This window comes from Methylobacterium jeotgali (assembly GCF_022179345.1).
GTDB classification, from domain to species: Bacteria; Pseudomonadota; Alphaproteobacteria; order Rhizobiales; family Beijerinckiaceae; genus Methylobacterium; species Methylobacterium jeotgali.
Window position 1 is genome coordinate 1 of record NZ_BPQR01000004.1, and the last position, 20,852, is coordinate 20,852.

General features: G+C 72.6%; 18 protein-coding genes and 1 pseudogene. 7 read left to right on the top strand and 12 right to left on the bottom strand.

Annotated features, from left to right (window positions below; genetic code table 11):
* Positions 1 to 730 (top strand): response regulator (locus MFF04_RS01350; protein WP_238273697.1); only part of this gene is annotated, 730 nt, incomplete at its 5' end.
* A gap of 49 nt (positions 731 to 779) precedes the next feature.
* Here MFF04_RS01350 and MFF04_RS01355 read toward each other — a convergent pair.
* The 4 genes and pseudogenes from MFF04_RS01355 to tsaD all read right to left on the bottom strand — a co-directional run bounded on the left by MFF04_RS01355 (position 780) and on the right by tsaD (position 3,626).
* Positions 780 to 1,244 carry an opioid growth factor receptor-related protein gene (locus MFF04_RS01355; protein WP_238273698.1) on the bottom strand — a complete coding sequence of 155 codons (465 nt, stop codon included), beginning with the start codon at positions 1,242 to 1,244 and terminating at the stop codon, positions 780 to 782.
* Positions 1,241 to 2,242, bottom strand: a complete 1,002-nt coding sequence (locus MFF04_RS01360; RefSeq protein ID WP_238273699.1) for an NAD(P)H-dependent glycerol-3-phosphate dehydrogenase — start codon at positions 2,240 to 2,242, stop codon at positions 1,241 to 1,243. Before MFF04_RS01360 ends, MFF04_RS01355 begins: the two co-directional genes overlap by 4 nt.
* Before the next feature lie 32 nt (positions 2,243 to 2,274).
* A pseudogene (locus tag MFF04_RS01365) lies at positions 2,275 to 2,574 on the bottom strand (GNAT family N-acetyltransferase); the annotation flags it as partial.
* Positions 2,571 to 3,626 carry a tRNA (adenosine(37)-N6)-threonylcarbamoyltransferase complex transferase subunit TsaD gene (tsaD, locus tag MFF04_RS01370; RefSeq protein ID WP_238273757.1) on the bottom strand — a complete coding sequence of 352 codons (1,056 nt, stop codon included), beginning with the start codon at positions 3,624 to 3,626 and terminating at the stop codon, positions 2,571 to 2,573. The gene tsaD and the pseudogene MFF04_RS01365, both read right to left, overlap by 4 nt.
* A 275-nt stretch (positions 3,627 to 3,901) precedes the next feature.
* Here tsaD and MFF04_RS01375 point away from each other — a divergent pair, with 275 nt between their 5' ends.
* Entirely contained in the window at positions 3,902 to 4,078 is a 177-nt protein-coding gene (locus tag MFF04_RS01375; protein WP_238273700.1) for a hypothetical protein, read from the top strand.
* A gap of 72 nt (positions 4,079 to 4,150) precedes the next feature.
* Here MFF04_RS01375 and MFF04_RS01380 read toward each other — a convergent pair whose 3' ends face one another.
* The 8 genes from MFF04_RS01380 to MFF04_RS01415 all read right to left on the bottom strand — a co-directional run bounded on the left by MFF04_RS01380 (position 4,151) and on the right by MFF04_RS01415 (position 12,567).
* Positions 4,151 to 5,803 (bottom strand): c-type cytochrome, encoded by a 1,653-nt coding sequence (locus MFF04_RS01380; protein WP_238273701.1) that lies wholly within the window; start codon positions 5,801 to 5,803, stop codon positions 4,151 to 4,153.
* Positions 5,804 to 5,833: 30 nt separating this feature from the next.
* Entirely contained in the window at positions 5,834 to 6,145 is a 312-nt protein-coding gene (locus tag MFF04_RS01385) for a hypothetical protein (protein ID WP_238273702.1), read from the bottom strand.
* Positions 6,146 to 6,148: 3 nt separating this feature from the next.
* Entirely contained in the window at positions 6,149 to 6,655 is a 507-nt protein-coding gene (locus MFF04_RS01390) for a TspO/MBR family protein (protein ID WP_238273703.1), read from the bottom strand.
* Complete coding sequence (locus tag MFF04_RS01395; RefSeq protein WP_238273704.1) at positions 6,652 to 7,863, bottom strand: geranylgeranyl diphosphate reductase; 1,212 nt, start codon at positions 7,861 to 7,863, stop codon at positions 6,652 to 6,654. The genes MFF04_RS01390 and MFF04_RS01395 overlap by 4 nt, the downstream gene beginning before the upstream one ends.
* Positions 7,864 to 7,867: 4 nt before the next feature.
* Positions 7,868 to 9,208, bottom strand: coding sequence for a BCD family MFS transporter (locus MFF04_RS01400; RefSeq protein WP_238273705.1), 1,341 nt, complete (start codon positions 9,206 to 9,208; stop codon positions 7,868 to 7,870).
* Positions 9,208 to 10,092, bottom strand: coding sequence for a chlorophyll synthase ChlG (gene chlG, locus MFF04_RS01405; RefSeq protein WP_238273706.1), 885 nt, complete (start codon positions 10,090 to 10,092; stop codon positions 9,208 to 9,210). The genes MFF04_RS01400 and chlG overlap by 1 nt, the downstream gene beginning before the upstream one ends.
* Before the next feature lie 81 nt (positions 10,093 to 10,173).
* A complete protein-coding gene (gene ppsR, locus MFF04_RS01410) occupies positions 10,174 to 11,622 on the bottom strand; it encodes a transcriptional regulator PpsR (RefSeq protein ID WP_238273707.1) in 1,449 nt (482 codons plus the stop codon).
* 72 nt (positions 11,623 to 11,694) lie between these two features.
* Positions 11,695 to 12,567 (bottom strand): cobalamin B12-binding domain-containing protein, encoded by an 873-nt coding sequence (locus MFF04_RS01415; RefSeq protein WP_238273708.1) that lies wholly within the window; start codon positions 12,565 to 12,567, stop codon positions 11,695 to 11,697.
* A 313-nt stretch (positions 12,568 to 12,880) separates the two neighbouring features.
* Between MFF04_RS01415 and bchF the strand changes: the two genes are divergently transcribed.
* Genes bchF through bchL form a run of 5 tightly spaced genes read left to right on the top strand, consistent with a single transcriptional unit; the run spans position 12,881 to position 20,842 of the window.
* The gene (bchF, locus tag MFF04_RS01420; RefSeq protein WP_238273709.1) at positions 12,881 to 13,372 is read left to right on the top strand and encodes a 2-vinyl bacteriochlorophyllide hydratase; all 492 of its coding nucleotides are present in this window, start codon (positions 12,881 to 12,883) and stop codon (positions 13,370 to 13,372) included.
* A complete protein-coding gene (locus MFF04_RS01425) occupies positions 13,369 to 14,646 on the top strand; it encodes a ferredoxin:protochlorophyllide reductase (ATP-dependent) subunit N (protein WP_238273710.1) in 1,278 nt (425 codons plus the stop codon). The genes bchF and MFF04_RS01425 overlap by 4 nt, the downstream gene beginning before the upstream one ends.
* A 4-nt stretch (positions 14,647 to 14,650) precedes the next feature.
* Positions 14,651 to 16,267, top strand: coding sequence for a ferredoxin:protochlorophyllide reductase (ATP-dependent) subunit B (gene bchB / locus MFF04_RS01430; protein WP_238273711.1), 1,617 nt, complete (start codon positions 14,651 to 14,653; stop codon positions 16,265 to 16,267).
* Positions 16,242 to 19,952, top strand: coding sequence for a magnesium chelatase subunit H (locus tag MFF04_RS01435; protein ID WP_238273712.1), 3,711 nt, complete (start codon positions 16,242 to 16,244; stop codon positions 19,950 to 19,952). Before bchB ends, MFF04_RS01435 begins: the two co-directional genes overlap by 26 nt.
* A complete protein-coding gene (gene bchL / locus MFF04_RS01440; protein ID WP_238273713.1) occupies positions 19,949 to 20,842 on the top strand; it encodes a ferredoxin:protochlorophyllide reductase (ATP-dependent) iron-sulfur ATP-binding protein in 894 nt (297 codons plus the stop codon). Before MFF04_RS01435 ends, bchL begins: the two co-directional genes overlap by 4 nt.
* The last annotated feature ends 10 nt before the right edge of the window (positions 20,843 to 20,852 follow it).

Consider the following 20,852-nt stretch of genomic DNA (forward strand, 5'->3'; position numbering starts at 1 on the left):
GCTCCTGAACCAGGAGCTCGCCCGCGCCGTCCTCGAGAGCGGCGACCACCGGGTCGACTGCCGGGGCGGCGGCGCGGAGGCGGTCGCGGCCGTGGACGCGGCCGCCCGGGCCGGCGAGCCCTACGACCTCGTGCTGATGGACGTGCAGATGCCCGGCATGGACGGGCTCGCCGCCACCCGCCGCATCCGTGCGCTGCCCGGCGCGGCGGGCGCGCTGGCGGTGGTGGCGATGACCGCCAACGTGCTGCCGGCCCAGGTCTCTGCCCTGCGCGAGGCGGGCATGGACGACCACATCGGAAAGCCCTTCCGCCGCCCGGAGCTACTCGCCATGGTCGAGCGCTGGGGCGGGCGGCTGCGTTCCCAGGTGCCGGCCGAGCCGGACGTGGCGCCGCCGGTCCTCGATGAAGCGGTGCTCGAATCCGTGCGCGACAGTTTCGGGGCAGAGCGCGTCGCCGGCCTGCTCAGCCTCCTCGAGACGGAGCTCGCCGAACGGTTCCGGGCGCCGCCGACGGCCCGGACCCGGATCGCCGAGGACGCCCACGCCATGATCGCCGCCGCGGGGCTGCTCGGCTTCACCGGATTGTCGGAGCTGTGCCGGCGGATCGAGACCGCGGCGCGCGGCCAGGACGATCTCGCGCCGATGATCGACGCGCTGACGGTCGCGCGCGTCGAGGCCCTGCGGACGCTCCGTACCTTGCGCGATCCGCCGAGCCCGTCCGGGCCCGTCTGAACCGCGCGGCGGGGCTGCGTCACCCACCCGACGGGGATCGGCCCCGCCCTTACGGCTCCCCGAGCGCCAGCGCCCAGCGGCGCAGGCTCTCGGCGTTGACCGGGCTTCCGGCAGCGCGGTTGCGCGCCGAGACGTGGGCGTGGAAGACGCGGGCCTCCGCCGCGCCGAGGAGGTCGCGCGCCGCGGCGACGATCCGGGTGATGCGCAGGTGGTTGTGGTCGAAGGCGCTGAGCCAGTCGTCCGTGCTCCCATAGAAGCGCTCCATCCGGGCGAGCGCCCGGGCGAGACCGGCGCGGGCCTCCGGGTCCGCGCGGATCGCCTCGGCCTCGCCGGGGGCCAGCACCGGGGCGCCAGGCACCGCGCGGCTGGGCTCCATGCTCGGAAAGCACCACTGGATGAAGTCGTGGACACCCTCGATCGCGGCGTCGTCGAAGGCGAGCACCTCCGAGAGGAGCCGCCCCGAGCCGTCGCGGCCCCGGCCGGCGAGGAAGGCGAGGATCGGGAACCCGCTCACTCCGCCTCCCCCTTGAGAGGGCGGGCCAGCAGCCGGGCGATGGCGGTCTCGACGCGCGCCGCGCCGGAGACCACGTCGGCCACCGCCTCGGCGACGGGCATCTCGACGCCCTTCGAGCGGGCGAGCGCCACCAGGGCGGCGGCGGTGAAGGCGCCCTCGGCGAGCTTGCCGCCGGAGGCCGCCTCCGGCGCCTCCCCCTGTCCGAGGCGCTGGCCGAAGGCGAAGTTGCGCGACTGCGGCGAGGAGGCCGTCAGCACGAGGTCGCCGAGGCCCGAGAGGCCCATCAGCGTCTCCGGCCGCGCCCCGAGGCTGCGGGCGAAGCGCATCAGCTCCGCGAAGGCCCGCGCGATCAGCGCCGCCCGCGCGCTCTCGCCGAGGCCGCGCCCGGCGACGATGCCCGAGGCGATGGCGAGCACGTTCTTGCCTGCCCCGCCGACCTCGACGCCGCGCACGTCGTCGGTGTGGTAGAGCCGCAGCGCCGGGCCGGAGAGGCTTCTGGCGAGGCTCGCGGCAAGGGCCGCGTCGGCGCTTGCCAGCGTCACCGCGGTGGGAAGCCCGCGGGCGACGTCCGCCGCGAAGCTCGGGCCCGAGAGCACGGCGAGCGGCGTGCCCGGCGCCAGCACCTCGGCGGCCACCGCGCTCATGAAGGCGTCGCTGCCCCGCTCGATGCCCTTGGCGCAGAGCACCACCGGCGCGCCGGCCCGGAGATGCTCTTCGAGGGCGCCGAGCACGGCGCGCGTGGTCTGCGCCGGCACCACGAGGAGGCAGGTGCCGGCCTCGTGCAGACCCTCCGGGGCGCCGGTGGCGCGGATGCGCGGATGGAGCGGCACGCCGGGCAGGTAGCGGGCGTTTTCCCGCGCGCGCTCCAACCGGTCCGCGGCCTCGGCGTCGCGCATCCAGAGCGTCACGGTGTGGCCGGCCGCGGCGGCGGCGTTCGCCAGGGCCGTGCCCCAGGCGCCGCCGCCGACCACGGCGACGTGGGAGAGAGGGCCGCTCATGCGCGGGCACACCTCGCGAGCGCCGGCCCCGTTTTGCCGCGCCAGTCGAGCGAGCGGCGGTTCAGCGCCGCGAGGTCGGCGCCGCCCGCGAGCACCGCCTCGCCGAGAGCGACGGCCTGGGCGAGCCGTTCGGCGGGCATGTTCGCCCAGGCGGGCGGCGCAGCGCTCTCCCGCCAGGGACCGCCGCAGGCGTTGTCGAGCAGGATGCGCGCGAAGCAGTGGTCGAGGCGCACGGGCCAGTCCGGCCGGCCGGGGGCGGCGGCGGGCAGGCGGCGCTCCACGAGGTCGCGCCAGCGGGTGCGAAGCGCGGCGTCCGTTTCGGCGGCGCTCATCCAGCGGCCTTCAGCTCGGCGGCGAAGGGCCAGCGGGCGCGGGCCGGAGCGGTGAGGTCGTCGGTGAGGCCGAGGCGCAGGCGCTCGATTCCCGCCCAGGCGATCATGGCGCCGTTGTCGCCGCAGAGGTTCAGCGGTGGGGCGACGAAGGCGAGCCCGGCCTCGCCGGCCTGCGCGGCGAGCGCCCGGCGCAGCGCGCCGTTCGCGGCGACGCCGCCCGCCGCGACGAGGGCGGTCGGGTGCCCGGCCACATTCGCGAAGTCGCGCAACGCCACGCGGACCCGGTCGACGACCACGTCGACGACGGCCGCCTGGAAGCCGGCGCAGAGATCGGCCACGTCCCGCTCGGCGAGCGGCGCGATCCGCTCCGCCTCGATGCGCAGCGCCGTCTTGAGGCCGGAGAGGGAGAAGTCGGCCCGCTTTCGCCCGAGCATCGGCCGGGGCAGGGCGAAGCGCTCCGGGTCGCCGGCTTCGGCCATGCGCTCGACCTCGGGGCCGCCGGGATAGGCGAGGCCGAGGAGCTTCGCCACCTTGTCGAAGGCCTCGCCGATGGCGTCGTCAATGGTCGAGCCGAGGCGCACGTAGTCGCCGACGCCCTTCACGGCCACGAGCTGCGTATGCCCGCCCGACGCCAAGAGCAGCAGGTAGGGAAAGGCGAGCCCGTCGGTGAGCCGCGCGGTGAGCGCGTGGGCTTCGAGATGGTTCACGGCGAGGAGCGGCTTGCGGGCGACGAGCGCCAGGGTCTTGGCGGTCACGAGGCCGACGAGGACGCCGCCGATCAGGCCGGGCCCGGCGGCGACGGCGATGCCGTCGAGCTCGGCGAGCCTCAGCCCCGCGCGGTCGAGGGCGCGGGCGATCAGCCGGTCGAGCACCTCGACATGGGCGCGGGCGGCGATCTCGGGCACGACGCCGCCATAGGCCGCGTGCTCGGCGATCTGGCTCAGCACCTCGTTCGCCCGCACGATTCCGCGCGTCTCGCCCTCGCCCTCGGCGGGGGCGACGATCGCCGCGGCCGTCTCGTCGCAGGTGGTCTCGATGCCGAGGACGTTCATCCGGCGGGTGGCCTTATTGGGGGAGCAGAGCGCGGGCATCCTACGCGCCGAGGGCTCCCCCCGGCAACGTCGCGCGCGATGGACGGGCGCCTAGCCCGGAAGGATCGATCGCCGCAGTATCCGCGGCCGATCGCCAGACATCGCGCGCCGGGCGCTCAGAAAACTCATGTCGTCGGGCTGCGGAAGCCTGAACGATCTCGAGCATCGCGAGGTCAAGCTGGAACTCTCGCGTGCCGACGGCACTTCGACCATCAATCGAAGACTCGGAGGAGAACATGCAGGATCAATACCTGATATTCGGTCTCGCGCTCGCGACGCTGCTCATCGCCGGCGTCGTCCTGCTGGTGATGCGCGCCCGCGTCGCCGCCAAGAAGAACAGCCCGGACCGGTCCGCCTTCGTCGAGCACCATGGCGGCCCGCCCCGGCCGAACCGGCCCGGCACGGAGCATTGAGGCGCGCCGAACCGGCAACCCGGAGCCACGCCCCGGCCCGAACCGGCCGGGCGCGGCTCCCGGCGTCGTCGCTTACGGCGATCGCGGCGCGCTGCCGTTCGAGGCCCGCTTCTCCGGGTTGCGGAGCTGGCTGTAGGCGATGCTCGCGAAGCTGCCGATCGTCGCGTGCCAGCCGGCCTTCGCATAGCCCGGATCGTCGCGGCCGGCTTGGCAGAAGGCGGTGGTCAGGCCGTTGACGAGATCGTCCCCGTTGGCGCCCGGCACCGCCGCGCGGAGCGGCGGCAGCAGGGCGTTGACTGTGGGGATGAAGTTCTCCTGCGCCAGCCCCTTGAGCCGCTGGACGACGCCGAGATCGGCGACCGCCTTGGCGAGCTCCGGCTGGGCGATCTCGGCGCAGGGCGCGGTTCCGGCGAGCATCGTCTGCGTGGCCTTGCGCGCTTCGGCGACCACGCCCCGCTCGCCGATCACCGGAGCGGCGTTGCCCCAGGCGTTGCGGATGTAGTCGGTGACGTCGGCAACCTCCTGGTCGGTCATGCCGGCGCCGATCGCCGGCATCGGCGCGTAGCCGTTCTGGGCGCTGAGCCCGCCGAGGATGACGCGGATCACCGTTTCCGGCCCCTTGGCCTGCACGGAGCTGTTGCCTGCGAGCGCCGGGATCGCACCCTCGACGCCCCTGCCGTCCGGCTTGTGACAGGAGGAGCAGTAGCTGAGATAGGTCGCCGCCCCCGGTGCGCCGGGCGTGGCGAAGGCCTGCAGGTCCTTCACCTTGTAGCTCTCCTTCGCCTTCTGCGTGCGCAGGTAGGCGACCATGGCCTTGAGGTCGGCGTCGGTGAGCTTCGACAGCGATTCCTGGATGGTCTGGCGCATCGGGCCGGCGGCGACGCCCGGCTGGTTGCCCGGCGCCGCACCGGTCTTCAGGTAGGTCACGACCTGATCGTCGCTCCAGGCGCCGATGCCGGTATGGTCGTCGGGGGTGATGTTGGGCGCGTACCAGCCGTCGATGACGCCGCCGCCGAGCTTGCCCGCCAGGCCGCTGTTGCCGACGATCTTGTTGGCGTTGTGACACATGCCGCAGTGCCCGAGCCCCTCCACGAGGTAGCCGCCGCGGTTGACCTCGGCGCTGGCCTGCGGATCGGGCTTGAACTCGCCCGCCGAGAAGAAGGCGGTCCGCCAGGTGACGAGCGCGGTGCGGATGTTGAAGGGAAAGGGGATCTCGGAGGTCTGGCGCGGCGAGCGGACGGCCGGCAGCGACATCAGGTAGGCGTAGATCGCGTCGGCATCGGCGCGGGTGACCTTCGTGTACCAGGCGAAGGGAAAGGCCGGGTAGAGATAGCCGCCGTCCTTGCCGATGCCCTCGTGGAAGGCCCGGTAGAAGTCGTCGGCGCTCCAGTTGCCGAGGCCGGTCTCCTTGTCGGGGGTGAGGTTCGGGGTCGTGATCTTGCCGATCGGGGTGTTGAGCACGTAGTTGCCGGCAAAGGGCTTGCCCCCCGGCGCCGTGTGGCAGGCGACGCAGTCGCCGGCGGTGGCGAGGTACTCGCCGCGCTTGATCAGCTCCGCGTCCTGCGCCGAGGCCGCGCCCGCCAGCGGAACGCCGCTTGCGATCCCCAGGAACAGGGCGGCCCGGAGGATGTCTCGCGGCCGGCCGGCCAGGAACCGCGGCGCGCCGCCCCGGCCCCGATCCCTGGGTCGAGGCGCGGGATGGAGAGCGTCGCGGCGGTTCCTCATGGGTTCGCTCCGGTGCGGTCGGGGACGGGATCAGGCGGGCGGGTCGATCCGGGTGGGCGCTCCGCGCGCTGGACGATCGAGAGAGGGGCCGCCGAGGCGCAGGGCCATCTCGCCGGCATGGGCCAGACCCGCGAGGGCGAGACAGCCCGCGACGGTCGTCCAGTGCGATCCCGTCAGCGCGGCACGCAGGGCGAGCATCAACGCCACGCCGGAGGCCAAGTTGCAGAGGAGCGAAAGCGCCGCACCGGCCCCTCGGCGCCAGGGGATCAGGATCAGCGCCTCGATCGCCACGAGGAGCAGGATGGCGTCGACGATGCGTCCGCTGGCAAACAGCGCCTCCATCGCTCAGGCGCTCCGGAAGGGGCCGTTGAGCCGCACGATCGCGCGGTTCAGGAACCCTGCGGTCCCGACCCAGGCGAGATACGGCACGAGCAGCAGGGCCGCCGTGACCGACAGCGGCGTCGTGACGAGAATCAGCCCGACGATCGACAGCCAGAGCAGCACGAGCTCGACCAGAGCCCAGTCCGGCCGGCGCAGGGTGAAGAAGAGGCCGCTCCAGGCGACGTTGAGCACGGCGTTGATCGCGTAGGCCGCGAGCAGGGCGGCCCTCGAGCCCCATTCGGCGTCGGCGTTCCAGGCGAGCACGGCGGAGGTCGCCGTCAGGGCGAAGATCACTGTCCAGACCGGGCCGAAGGCCCAGTCCGGCGGCTTCCAGGAGGGGCGCCGCAGGGAGCGGTACCAGGCCCCCGTGTCCGTGAGGATGCCGCCGGCGAGCGCCACCAGGATCGCCACCCCGCTCGCGACCAGCACCGGTCCCCAGCCGTTCCCCGTCAGGTCCAAGGTCGGGCTCATGGCGAGACCCAGCGGAACAGGTGGGCGAGGTCCTTGAAGAAGATGCGCGCGTGGGCGACGGGCCTGGCGCGCACCAGCTCCTTGTTCATGTAGGAATCCCAGGTGAGCTGCTGGACGTCGCGGTCGCGGCAGATCGAGACGAAGTGCTCCCGCAGGGTATCGTTGCGGTACCAGACGCCCTGCATGATCCGCAGGATCAGGAAGATGCGCCCGTGCAGCCGCATGAAGCGCCGCCGGGCCTCGCCGAGCGCCTGGACGCGGCCGGTGGCGAGGAAGCTCTGCGCCGCCTCCGCCGCGAGGCGCCCGCCGAGCATCGCGTAGTAGATACCCTCGCCGGAGGCGGGCGCGACGATGCCGGCGGCATCCCCCGTGAGGAGCACGTCGCGGCCGTTATCCCAGCGGCGCAGCGGCTTGAGGGGCAGCGGCGCGCCCTCGCGGCGCACCGTCTCGGCCGCTTCCAGGCCCGTGGCGGCGCGCAGGGTCCGAACGGCGCCGCGCAGGGAGAAGCCCTTGCGGGCGCTGCCGGTGCCGATGCTGACGGTGCCGCCATGAGGAAAGACCCAGGCGTAGAAGTCCGGCGAGAGGCGGCCCTGGTAGAGCACGTCGCAGCGTGTCGCCTCGACCGTGTGACGCCCGGTCTCCGGCAGCCGGACGATCTCGTGATAGGCGAAGACCTGGCGCATGGCGGCATGGCCGGGGATCTCGGCGCGCCCCACGGACGAGCTCGCTCCGTCGGCCCCGATCACGAGGCGGGTCCGGGCGGCGCGGGGAAAGCCGTCGGCGGTGTAGTGCACGACGGGCCCCTCGCCGTCGCGCTCGACGTGCCGGAAGCTCGCCGCCCGCAGCACCGCCCCGGCCTCCACCGCCCGCGCGCGAAGCCAGGGGTCGAAATCGGCCCGGTCGACCATGCCGACGAAGCCGTCGCCGATGGGCATGTCCACCCGCTTGTCCTTCGGCGAGATCATCCGGGCCGAGCGGATGCGGGCGACGAGGAGGTGGTCGGGAATCGCGAAGTCGCGGATCAGGCGCGGCGGGATCGCGCCGCCGCAGGGCTTGATCCGGCCGGGCTTGTCGAGGAGCAGCACGCGCCGCCCGCCGCGGGCGAGATCGGTGGCGGCGGTGGCGCCCGCCGGGCCGCCGCCCACGACCACGACGTCGAAGGTCTCGAGGTCGGTGCTCCTCGCGGCGGCCACGGCTTCACCTCGCATGACGTCACCTCGTGGAGAGACCGGCCTCGAAGGATTGCGCGCTGCGCCGGGCCCGCGGCACCCGCGTTCCCGGCGCGTGGGCGATCCGCAGCGCCAGGGCGGCGGCGAGCACGAACAGGACGGCCTCCCCGGTGAAGACGCCCGCATAGGCATCGACGGGACGCGGCGCGACGAGCCGGGCGAGATCGACCGCCACGGTCCCGAGGAAGCCGCCGGCTCCGAAGGCGAGACCCTGCGCCGCCCCCCAGACCCCCATGCGGGTGCCGCGCTCGGCCTCGCCGCCGATCCCGGCGAGCGCCATCATCGAGCCGATGGCGGCCACCGCGAAGATGCCGTTGAAGAGCCCGAGGCCGAAGACGAGGGCCCGGAACGCGCCTTCCGTGCCCGCCAGCCCGCTGCCGGCGATCCCGACGAGCGCCAGGGCGGAGCCAACGCAGCCGAGCGTCGTCCAGAGCCTGAGCGAGCCGAGGACGGGCCCGCCGATCCCCATGGTCAGGCCGGCGACCGCCAGCATGCCCGCCAGCACGCCCCCGTGCTGGAGGCCCGCGAGCTTGGTGGTGACGCCCGGCGACATCGCGAAGACGAGCCCGGCGAAGGGCTCCAGGATGAGCTCCTGCGCGCTGTAGGCGAGCATGGCCACGAAGATGAAGATCGTGAAGCGGCGCGAGTCCGCCTCGGCCCAGACCCGGGCCAGCACCTCGGGGAACGGGCGCTTCCGGGCCTCGGCCGCGCCGCGGGCGACCGGCGCCGGCTCGACGCCGCGGACCGCGAGGCAGGCGACCGCGAAGGCGATCGCCGAGACGGTGCCGGAGACCGCCACCAGCCGCGCCCCCGAGAAGGGCTCGAGGAAGTGTCCGGCGAGCGGGGCGGTGATCGCGAAGCCCGCGATCATCATCACCCAGACGATGGTGGCCGCCGCCCCCCGGCGGCGCGCCTCGACGCAAGTGGCGAGGAGGACCAAGAGCGAGGTGCCGGCGGCGCCCGCCCCCATCCCCACCGCGGCGAAGGACAGCACCGCCAGGGCGAGGCCGGCGGCCGGATGCGTCTCGGTGAGCGCCGTGGCCACCGCCGCTCCGAAGCCCCCGAGGGCGAGGGCGGCCATGCCGCCGAGGATCCAGGGCGTCCGGCGGCCGGTGCGGTCGGAGCCGTAGCCCCAGCGCGGGCGCAGCACCTGCACGGCATAGTGCAGGGCGACGAGGCCGCCGGGGACGATCGCCGGCAGCGCCAGCTCCACGACCATCACCCGATTGATGGTCGAGGTCATCAAGACCACGACGGCACCGAGCGCCGTCTGCACGAGGCCGAGCCGTACGATCGCGATCCAGCCGAAGGATGCGGCCGCCATCACGGGGCTCCCATCGCGAGCGGGCGCAGGGCGAAGGCCGCCACCAGCATGCCGAGGACGTAGAGCGTCGTGCCGGTGCCGTTGTACCAGGCGGCGCGCCCGCGGGGATCGGCGAGCAGGCTAGCCATCAGGACGAACTGGGCGAGAAGCAGCGCGGCGATCAGCGCGCCGTGCCAGGGGCGTCCCCACGCGAGCAGGGAGAGGATGACCGCGAGCTGCGCCAGCGCCATCACGAGGCAGGCGAGGCGCGCGGCACCGAGCGTGCCGAGCTGGACGGGCAGCGAGCGGATGCCCGTGCGCTGGTCCCCCTCCACCGACTTGAAGTCGTTGAGGGTCATGATGCCGTGGGCGCCCACGGAGTAGAGCAGGGCGACGAGGAGGATGCGACCGTCCGGCACTGCCGCGGCCATCACCGCCGCTCCCGTGAACCAGGGCAGGCCCTCGTAGCAGAGCGCCACCGCCGAGTTGCCCCACCAGCCGTTGCGCTTCAGGCGCAGGGGCGGCGCGCTGTAGATCCAGGCGAGGACGAGGCCGAACAGCGCGGCGCCGAGGATCCAGGGGCCGAGCGCCGCGGCGACCAGCAGCGACAGGACGGTCCAGCCCGCGGCGACGTAGAAGCCCCAGCGGCCCGGCATCCGCCCGGAGGGAATCGGGCGCTGCGGCTCGTTGATGGCGTCGACGTGACGGTCGTACCAGTCGTTGACGGCCTGCGAGGTCGCGCAGACCAGCGGTCCGGCCAGGATCACCCCGGCGGCGATCACCGTCCACTGCCCGCTCGGCGAAGATCCCGAGGAGACGGCGCCGCAGACGAAGGCCCACATCGGCGCGAACCATGTGATCGGCTTCAGAAGCTCGACGAGGGCGCTGGGTGCCGGCGTTGCCATGATACGACGCTAGTTTTTTACAGCGTCGAGTGTCAAGTTTGATTTACATCACGATCGCATCCCGGCGGCTTCGACCGACGGCTACACCGAGTCGGCCACCCCGTCCGGCGCGTCGAGGTCGCCGATGCCGTAGCGTCGCATCTTGGCGTAGAGGCCCTGCCGGCTGAGGCCGAGCATCTCGGCGGCGGAGGCCCGGTTGTCCTGGGTGATGCGCAACGCGGCCTCGATGCAGAGGCGCTCGATCAGGTCCGTCGATTCGCGCACGAGGTTCCGCATGGGCACCCGGCCGACGAGCTCGGTCATCTGCTCGACGGAGCGCGGAAGCTCCCGCCTGCCCGAGGCGGCCACTGCCCGGCGGGGCATGGCGCGCAGGGTGAAGCCGAGGCAGGGCCGGCTCCCGTCGGTCGCCGAGACGGCGGCGACCTCGACCTCCTCCATCGTCCCGTAGGCGCCCCGGACATGGGTCGGGAAGTAACGCACCGATCCGTGCTGGGCGAGCATCGCGAGCAGCGTCGCGACCTCCGATTGCTCGCGTCCGAGCCAGCGGTCGAGAGGCTGGCCGCGAACCTGCTCCTCGGTGGCGAGCTGGACGAGGTCGAGGAAGGCCGGGTTCGCGGTGAGGATCCGCCGCTCTGGGTCGGTCACGACGAAGCCCTCCGGCAGGCTCCGGACGACGTCGAGGGCGCCGGCGCGCGCCGGCTCGGCCTGGGCCGTGTCCGCCTCGGCGGCGGCGAGGCGCAGGAGCACGCTGGTGGCGTTGTCCTGGCGGAACAGCGAGGCGGCGACCCGAACCGGGCCGCGCCGGGCCCCGAGCCGGGCGTCGAGGTCGGCGGCCTGCCCGGTGACGCGCAGGCCCGCGAAGAGGATCTCGAGATCGCGCAGGCTGGAGGCGTCGAAGAGGTCGACGGCGTCCTGCCCGACGATGCGCTTCTCGGGCCGGCCGATCAGGCGCGCCGCGGCTGGGTTGACGTCCGTCACCCGGCGGGTGCCGGCATCGACCACCAGCACGGGCTCCGAGCCGAGCTGGAAGAGCAGGCGGTAGCGCGTCTCGGCATCGCGCATGCGCAGGTAGTCGCGCTCCAGCGCCTGCTGCGTCTCGACCAGGGTGCGCTGGAGCGAGGCCATGGCCCGCAGGTTCCGCCCCAGCAGCAGGACCTGCCCGTCCCCGGGGAGCCGCATGGCAGCGTAGCGCACCGGCAGGTCGATGCCGGTCGGCGAGAGGTGGTTGACCTGCCGCCAGCGCGTCACCGCGCCGGGGGCGGCGTCCTTGAGGAGGGCGTCGATCTTCGGCCGGCTCTCGACCGTGACCGTGTCGATCCACGGCCGCCCGAGCCAGGTCTCGCAGCCCTCGCCCTTGAGATCGGCGCTCGCGAAGCTCGCATCCCGGATCACGCCCTCGCCGTCGATCACCAGGGAGAGATCCGTCGCGGCGGCCACCAGCGCCCCGGCTGCTTGCGCATCGAGCGGTCCGAGGGAGGTCTGAAGCGCCGCGAGCGCTTCTCTCGTGGCATGGTGCGCCAGGCTGCTCACAGGTCACCGGATCGTGATGTGGTCGGGCAAGGCTGTCTGTTGGGGCAATCCTTCCCGAGGGGGTTGGTTCTTTCAGCAGGGTCTCGCCGACAGATCAAGCAGGCTCTCGGCGACATGCACGGCTTGGCGGGCATCGTGGGCGGTGGCATCGGCGCGGACCTGCCCGACGCGGCCGGGATCGGCCAGAAAAACCGGTCCGCCGACGATGACGCGCAGGGCCGGATTGCGCGAGTGCCGTCGAATCCCGGCGATCATCTCTGTCATCCTCGGTACGAGAACCTCGCAGGCGAGGGAAAGACCGACCACGTCGAACCAGCCGTCGCGGACCTGCGAGACGACATCTTCGTTCGCGGCGGTTCTACAGCTCACCGCCCATCCCGATTCGTGGAAGAAGCGGGCGACCACCGTCAGGCCGAAGCTGTGGGTATCCCCGGGGCAGGGCAGCAGCAGGACGCTGCGGCCGTTGCGGGGTGCGTGCGGGGCGCGGTCGAAGCGATGGGTGACCGCGCGCATGATCCGCTGGAGGCGTCCCATCGCCCGGGTCACCTCGACGAAGTCGCAGAGGTCGTCCTCCCAGAGGGTGCCGAGATGGCGCGCCGTCGGCGCCAGCAGGTCGAGGAGCAGGCTGTCCGGCGCGAGATCGCTCGCCAACAGGGCGGAGAGCCGGCTATCGAAGTCGGCCCCGGCCGGTGCCAGGATCAAATCCGTGAACGCCTCGACCTGATCGGTGTCAGGCAAGATATTTCCACCCGACGGACCTGCGTCCTGCCGATGGGCGAGCATGAGGCGGGGGATGATGTCCGCCTCGACGACGCGCGCGAGATCGTCCTGGATGGTCGGACGGGGGTTGAAGACCTCGATTCGCGAGTCGAACGCGAAATCGCAGATCTCGACGAGGTCTCTGCCGGGGGAATCGTAGAGCAAGCCGTCACCGAATTGCCTCATGTCAACCATTGGTTCCTCCCAATGACGCTGATGGCCGTGTCGGTTCGATCTTGTCGGTCGAATTCCGGGTCTCGTCTTGATGCGCCTCTTGGGCCTCCGGGCCGGGAAAGTGGGCATCGCCCATGCTCGAGGCGAGCTGCACGATACGCCTGAAATCGCCGTTATCAACGTCAAGTTTGTAACTATTTTGCATTCAAAGTGTAATTTGGATCTGACGTAAAGCCAGCTTGACACTCGTCGGAGGGGTTCCTAACCTCCCCTCGATCGGCCCGTCCCGAGGTCATCGAGGGGGCTCCGGCGAGAGGGCGGACGCATGATCCGGACACCGGACAGGCAAAGACGACCGCTCTACGATGCCGACCAGCGCGCGCGCCGGGACCGCACCCGCTGGACCCTGGTCCAGGGCATCCTGGCCCCCCTTCAATTCCTCGTGTTCGCCGTCAGCCTCGGCCTCGTCCTGCGCACCCTGGCGACGGGCGAGGGGGCGTGGGCCGCCAACCTCTCCGTCGTCGCCAAGACCGTGACGCTCTACGCGATCATGGTGACGGGCTCGATCTGGGAGAAGGCGGTGTTCGGCCGCTACCTGTTCGCCCCGGCCTTCTATTGGGAGGACATGGTCAGCATGCTGGTGCTGGCCCTGCACAGCGTCTACCTGCTGGCGCTGGCGACCGGCGCCCTCGACACGAGCGGGCTGATGCTCCTCGCGCTCGCCGCCTACGCCGCCTACGTCGTCAACGCCACCCAGTTCCTCCTGAAGCTCCGGTCCGCGCGCCTGGAAGCGTTCGCCGCGGAGCCGGCGCGGTGAACGCCCACGCGCCTCTGCCGCGCCCGGAGACGGGCTGCGAGATCCGCCAGGAGCGCGGGCAGCGCGCCGTGTTCTGCGGCCTGACTGGTATCGTCTGGCTCCACCGCAAGATCCAGGACGCATTCTTCCTCGTCGTCGGCTCGCGCACCTGCGCGCATCTGATCCAATCCGCCGCCGGGGTGATGATCTTCGCCGAGCCGCGTTTCGCCACGGCGATCATCGACGAGCGCGACCTCGCCGGGCTCGCCGACGCGAATGAGGAGCTCGACCGGGTCGTGCGCCGGCTCATCGAACGGCGGCCGGACATCCGCCTGCTGTTCCTCGTCGGCTCCTGCCCCTCGGAGGTGATCAAGCTCGATCTCGCCCAGGCCGCGCGGCGGCTGACGCGCACCTTCCATCCCGAGGTGCGGGTGCTGAGCTATTCCGGCAGCGGCATCGAGACGACCTTCACCCAGGGCGAGGATGCCTGCCTCGCCGCGCTGGTCCCGGAGATGTCGCGCGCGGCCGCCTCCGCCGCGCCCTCGCTCCTCGTGGTCGGGGCGCTCGCGGACGTGGTCGAGGACCAGTTCGCCCGGCTCTTCGCCGATCTCGGCCTCGCCGAGGTGGCGTTCCTGCCGGCCCGCCGGGCGGGGCAGCTGCCGGCGATCGGCGCCAACACCCGCATCCTCCTGGCGCAGCCCTTCCTGGCCGAGACCGCCCGCGTTCTGGAGGCGCGGGGCGCCACCCGGATCGCCGCCCCGTTCCCCCTCGGCGCGGAGGGCACCACGGGCTGGCTGAAGGCCGCCGCCGACGCCTTCGACGTCCCGGCCGAGCGCTTCGAGCGCGTCACCGCGCCGGGCCGGGCCCGCGCTGCGGTGGCGCTCGACCTCCACCGCGAACGTCTCGAAGGCCGGCGGGTGTTCCTCTTTCCCGACTCGCAGCTCGAATTGCCGCTCGCCCGCTTCCTGTCGCGGGAGATGGGCGCGGCGCTCGTCGAGGTCGGCACGCCCTACCTCCACCGCCAGCACCTCGCTCCGGAACTCGCGCTGCTGCCCGCCGGCACCCGGATCGTGGAGGGCCAGGATCTCGATGCGCAGATGGACCGCTGCCGGGCGGCGCAGCCCGACCTGACGGTCTGCGGCCTCGGCCTCGCCAACCCCCTCGAGGCGGAGGGCCTGGCGACGAAGTGGTCGATCGAGCTGCTGTTCACCCCGGTTCAGGGCTACGACCAGGCCGGAGACCTCGCCGAACTCTTCGCGCGCCCGCTCAAGCGCCGCGCCCGGCTGGAGGTCTGAGGCGATGCAGCTCACCCTCTGGACCTACGAGGGCCCCCCTCACATCGGCGCGATGCGGATCGCCACCGCCATGCGCGGCCTGCACTACGTGCTGCACGCCCCCCAGGGCGACACCTACGCCGACCTGCTCTTCACCATGATCGAGCGGCGGGACGCCCGCCCGCCGGTGACCTACACGACCTTCCTGGCGAGCGATCTCGGCGGCGATACGGCGGCGATCTTCCAGGAGGCCGTATCCGAGGCCTACGCGCGCTTTCGCCCCGAGGCGATGATCGTCGGGGCCTCCTGCACCGCCGAGCTGATCCAGGACGATCCGGGCGGCCTCGCCCGCGCCCTCGACCTGCCGATCCCGGTCGTCCCGCTGGAGCTGCCCGCCTACCAGAAAAAGGAGAACTGGGGCGCCTCGGAGACCTTCTACCGCCTCGTGCGGGCGCTCGCCGGGGGCGAGCCGACGCCGCGGGCGGAGCGTCGGCCGCTCTGCAACCTGCTCGGCCCGACGGCGCTCGGCTTCCGCCACCGGGACGACCTCGCCGAGATCGTGACGCTGCTCGCAAGCCTCGGCATCGACGTGAACGTGGTGGCGCCGCTGGGCGCCACGCCCGCCGATCTCGGGCGCCTCGGCGCAGCGGACTTCAACGTGGTGCTCTACCCCGAGATCGCCCGCGCCGCCGCCCTGCACCTCCAGAAGGCGTTCGGCCAGCCTTTCGTCGAGACGGTGCCGATCGGGGTCCGGGCGACGATCCGGTTCGTGGAGGAGGTGGCTGCGGCGGCCGGCGTCGATCCGGCGCCGGTGCTCGAGGGCCACGGCTCGCGGCTGCCCTGGTACTCGCGCTCGGTCGACTCGACCTACCTCACCGACAAGCGGGTCTTCATCTTCGGCGACGCCACCCACGCGCTGGCCGCCGCCCGCGTCGCCGCCGGGGAGCTCGGCTTCCGGGTGGTCGGTCTCGGTACCTATGCCCGCGAGTTTGCCCGCGAGGTCCGGGCCGAGGCGGCGCTGCACGGCATCGAGGCCACGATCACCGACGACTACCTCGACGTCGAGGCCGCGATCCAGGCCGCCCAGCCCGAGCTGGTGCTCGGCACCCAGATGGAGCGGCACATCGCCAAGCGCCTGGGCCTGCCCTGCGCGGTGATCTCGGCCCCGGTCCACGTGCAGGACTTCCCCGCCCGCCGCTCGCCGCAGATGGGCTTCGAGGGCGCCAACGTCCTGTTCGACACCTGGGTTCACCCCCTGATGATGGGCCTCGAGGAGCACCTGCTCGGGATGTTCCGCGAGGACGCGGAGTTCCACGCCGAGGCCGCGCCCTCGCATCTCGGGCGAAGTGCGCCGACGCTGCCGGACGAAGCGCCGTCCCGCACGCCGGTCGTGCCAGCTTCGGAAACCGGGTTCCCCTCTCCCGACCCGCTTCGCGGGCCAGCCTCCCCCGCAGAGGGGGGAGGGAAGAGCGCCGCCGCGTCGTCCGCCTGGGCCCCCGATGCCGAGAAGGAATTGAAAAAAATCCCGTTCTTCGTGCGGGGCAAGGCCCGCGCGAACACCGAGCGCTTCGCGCGGGAACGCGCGCTGCCGCTCATCACCCTCGAGACGCTGTACGATGCGAAAGCGCATTACGGACGCTGAGCGCCCGGCGCTCCGGGTCGTGCTCGTGACGATGGACAACCATCTCGCGAGCGCCCTGGAGCGCGCCCGCCAGCGCCTCGCCCGCGACCTGCCCGGCCTCGTCCTCGATTTCCACGCCGCCGCGGCCTGGGACACCGATCCGGCCGCCCTGGAGGCCTGCAAGGCCGACGTCGCGCGGGGCGACATCGTGCTCTCGACCATGCTGTTCATGGACGAGCACGTACGGGCGATCCTCCCCGCCCTGCTCGCCCGGCGCCCGCATTGCGACGCCATGATCGGCTGCCTCTCGGCGGGCGAGATCGTGAAGACGACCCGCCTCAACCGCTTCGACATGGACGGCACGCGGCGCGGCGCCCTCGATTTCCTGAAGCGCCTGCGGGGGAAGCCCGGCGCCCAGAGCAACGGCGCCCGCCAGATGGCGATGATCCGCAAGCTGCCCAAGATCCTGCGCTTCATCCCGGGCTCGGCGCAGGACGTGCGGGCCTACTTTCTCACCCTGCAATACTGGCTCTCGGGGTCGGACGAGAACATCGCCAACCTCGTGCGCTTCCTCGTCGGGCGCTACGCGGCGGGCCCGCGGGAAGCCTGGCGCCGGATCGCCGCCGCGCCCGCGCCGCTCGGCTATCCCGAGACCGGCCTCTATCACCCACGCATGGCCGGACGGATCGGCGAGGACGCCGCGAGGGTGCCGGTGCCCGCCGGCCCGGTGAAGGGGCGCGTCGGCCTCCTCGTCATGCGCTCCTATGTGCTCGCCGGGAACACGGCCCATTACGACGGGGTCATCGCCGCCCTGGAGGCGCGCGGGCTCGCGGTGGTGCCGGCCTTCGCCGGCGGGCTCGACAACCGCCCGGCGGTCGACGCCTTCTTCCAGCGCGACGGCCGCCCGACCATCGATGCGCTGGTCTCGCTCACCGGTTTCTCCCTCGTCGGCGGCCCCGCCTACAACGACGCCGCCGGGGCGCAGGCGCTGCTCGCCGCCCTCGACGTGCCCTACCTCGCCGCTCACGCTCTGGAGTTCCAGACGCTGGAGCAGTGGGAGGCCTCCGACCGCGGCCTCTCGCCGGTGGAGGCCACCATGATGGTGGCGATCCCCGAACTCGACGGCGCCACCGCGCCGACGGTGTTCGGCGGCCGCTCCAGCCGCTCGCCCGGCGACAGCGCCCGCGACATGGTCGTGAATCCTGAGCGCGCCGACACCCTCGCTGCCCGGGTCGAGCGCCTCGTCGCCCTGCGCCGCAAGGCGCGGGCCGAGCGCCGGATCGCCGTGGTGCTGTTCGGCTTCCCCCCGAACGCCGGCAGCATCGGCACGGCCGCCTTCCTGTCGGTCTACCAATCGCTCCACAACACGCTCACCGCGCTGAAGGCCGAGGGCTACACGCTCGAGGTTCCAGCGAGCGTCGAGGCGCTGCGCGAGGCGGTGCTCGGCGGCAACGCCGCCCGGTTCGGGACCGCCGCCAACGTCCACCACCGCGTCGCGGCCGACGAGCACGTCCGCCGCGAGCGGCACCTCGCCGAGATCGAGGCGCAGTGGGGCCCGGCCCCCGGCCGCCAGAACAGCAACGGCGCGCAGATCTTCGTGCTCGGCGCCCAGTTCGGGAACGTCTTCGTCGGCGTGCAGCCGGGCTTCGGCTACGAAGGCGACCCGATGCGGCTGCTCTTCGAGCGCGGCTTCGCCCCGACGCACGCCTTCTCGGCCTTCTACCGCTACCTGCGCGAGGATTTCCGCGCCGACGCGGTGCTGCATTTCGGCACTCACGGCGCCCTGGAGTTCATGCCCGGCAAGCAGACCGGCCTGTCGGGCGCCTGCTGGCCCGAGCGCCTGATCGGCCCGCTGCCCCACGTCTACCTTTACGCCGCCAACAACCCGTCCGAGGGGCTGCTCGCCAAGCGCCGCTCCGCCGCGACGCTGGTGAGCTACCTCACCCCGAGCCTCGCCCGCGCCGGGCTCTATCGCGGGCTCATCGACCTCAAGGCCTCGATCGAGCGCTGGCGGGCCCTGGAGCCGGAGGCCCTGGCCGAGCGCCGCGACCTCGCCGAGCTGATCCAGGCGCAGGGCGCGGGCCTCGACCTCGTCACCGCCGAGCCGGTCTGGAGCGCCGACCTCGCCGGCCACGTCCAGCGCCTCGGCGCGGCCCTGCACGAGCTGGAGCACACCCTGATCCCGCACGGGCTCCACGTGGCCGGACGGGAGACCCCGCCGGAGGAACGGGCCGACATCCTCCTGGCGCTGGCCGAGGCCCATCACGGGCTGGCGCCCGCTCCCGCAGGTCTCGCCGCCCTCGTGGCGGGAGCGGAGATCGACGCAGCGCTGGCGCAGGCGGGCCTGCCGGCGAGCGAGCCGAACCGTGCCGCCTTCGCCGCGCTGCGCGAGACCGACCGGCAGCTGTCACAGGATCACGAGATCAAGGGACTGCTCGCCGCCCTCGACGGGCGTTTCATCGCGCCGGTGGCTGGCGGCGACCTCCTTCGCAATCCCGACATCCTGCCCACGGGCCGCAACCTCCACGGCTTCGATCCCTACCGCCTGCCCTCCGCCTTCGCGCTGGCCGACGGCGCCCGCCAGGCCGCCCGCCTCCTCGCCCGCTACGCCGACGAGGGCGCCGCGCTCCCCGAGAGCGTCGCCCTGGTCCTCTGGGGCACGGACAACCTAAAGAGCGAGGGCGGCCCGATCGCCCAGGCGCTGGCGCTGATCGGCGCGGCCCCGCGTTTCGACGGCTACGGCCGCCTCGGCGGCGCCACCCTGATCCCGCTGGAGACGCTGGGGCGCCCGCGCATCGACGTGGTCGTCACGCTCTCGGGCATCTTCCGCGACCTGCTGCCGCTCCAGACGAAGCTCCTGGCGGAGGCCTCCTACCTCGCCGCCACGGCGGACGAGCCGGTGGAGCGCAACTTCGTGCGCAAGCACGCCCTGGCGCTGCAGGACGAGCACGGCATCGACCTCGAGACCGCGGCGCTCAGGGTCTTCTCCAACGCCGAGGGCACCTACGGCGCCAACGTCAACGCGCTGGTTGAGTCCGGCCGCTGGGAGGAGGCGGACGAGATCTCCGAGACCTTCGCCCGGCGCAAGTCCTTCGCCTACGGCCGCAACGGCGTGCCGAAGGCCCAGCGCGCCCTGATGGGCAGCGTGCTCGCCACCGTCGACCTCGCCTACCAGAACCTCGATTCCGTCGAGGTCGGCGTGACCTCGGTGGACCACTACTTCGACGGGCTCGGCGGCATGGGCCGGGCGGTGGCCGAGGCGAGGGGCGCCGCCGTGCCGATCTTCATCAGCGACCAGACCCGCGGCGAGGGTGTCGTGCGCTCCCTGACCGAGCAGGTCTCGCTGGAGTCCCGCACCCGGATGCTCAACCCGAAATGGACCGAGGGCATGCTCGGCCACGGCTACGAGGGCGTCCGCCAGATCGAGGCGCATCTGACCAACACGCTCGGCTGGTCGGCCACCACCGACGGGGTCGCGCCCTGGGTCTACCAGCGCATCACCGAGACCTACGTCCTCGACCCGGCCATGCGCGAGCGCATGGCCGCGCTCAACCCGACCGCATCCGCCAAGGTCGCCCACCGGCTGATCGAGGCGCACCAGCGCGGCTTCTGGACCCCCGACGCGGCGACGCGCGACGCGCTCGACCGCGCTGAGGAGGAGCTGGAGGACCGCGTCGAGGGCATCACCGCAGGGGTCGCCGCATGAACATCGCCATCCGCAACCCCATCGCCGCGCGCCGGCCCGAGGGCAGCGTCCAGGTCGAGCTCGACCCGACGCTCAAGATCGGTACCGCCAAGGTGTTCGCGATCTACGGCAAGGGCGGCATCGGCAAGTCGACGACCTCGTCGAACCTGTCGGTGGCCTTCTCGAAGCTCGGCAAGCGCGTCCTCCAGATCGGCTGCGACCCGAAGCACGACTCGACCTTCACCCTGACGAAACGCCTCGCCCCGACCGTCATCGATGCCCTGGAGGCGGTGCAGTTCCACTCCGAGGAGCTGCGCGTCGAGGACTTCGTCGCCGAGGGCTACAACGGCGTGATGTGCGTCGAGGCCGGCGGGCCCCCGGCGGGCACCGGCTGCGGCGGCTACGTGGTCGGCCAGACGGTGAAGCTCCTCAAGGAGCATCACCTTCTGGAGGACACCGACGTGGTGATCTTCGACGTGCTCGGCGACGTGGTCTGCGGCGGCTTCGCCTCGCCGCTTCAGCACGCCGACCAGGCGCTCATCGTCACCGCCAACGACTTCGACTCGATCTTCGCCATGAACCGCATCGTCGCGGCGATCCACGCCAAGGCGAAGAACTACAACGTGCGCCTCGGCGGGGTCATCGCCAACCGCTCCGCCAAGACCGACGAGATCGACCGCTTCAACGCGGCGACCGGGCTGGAGCGCATCGCGCATTTCCCGGACCTCGACGTGGTCCGGCGCTCGCGCCTCAAGAAGGCGACGCTCTTCGAGATGGAGCCGACGCCGGAGCTCACTGCCGTGACCGACGAGTACATGCGGCTCGCCGCCCATCTCTGGGCCGGCGGCCGGCCGCTCGACGCGCTCCCGATGAAGGACCGCGACCTCTTCGAATTCCTCGGCTTCGATTGAGGCGCACCAC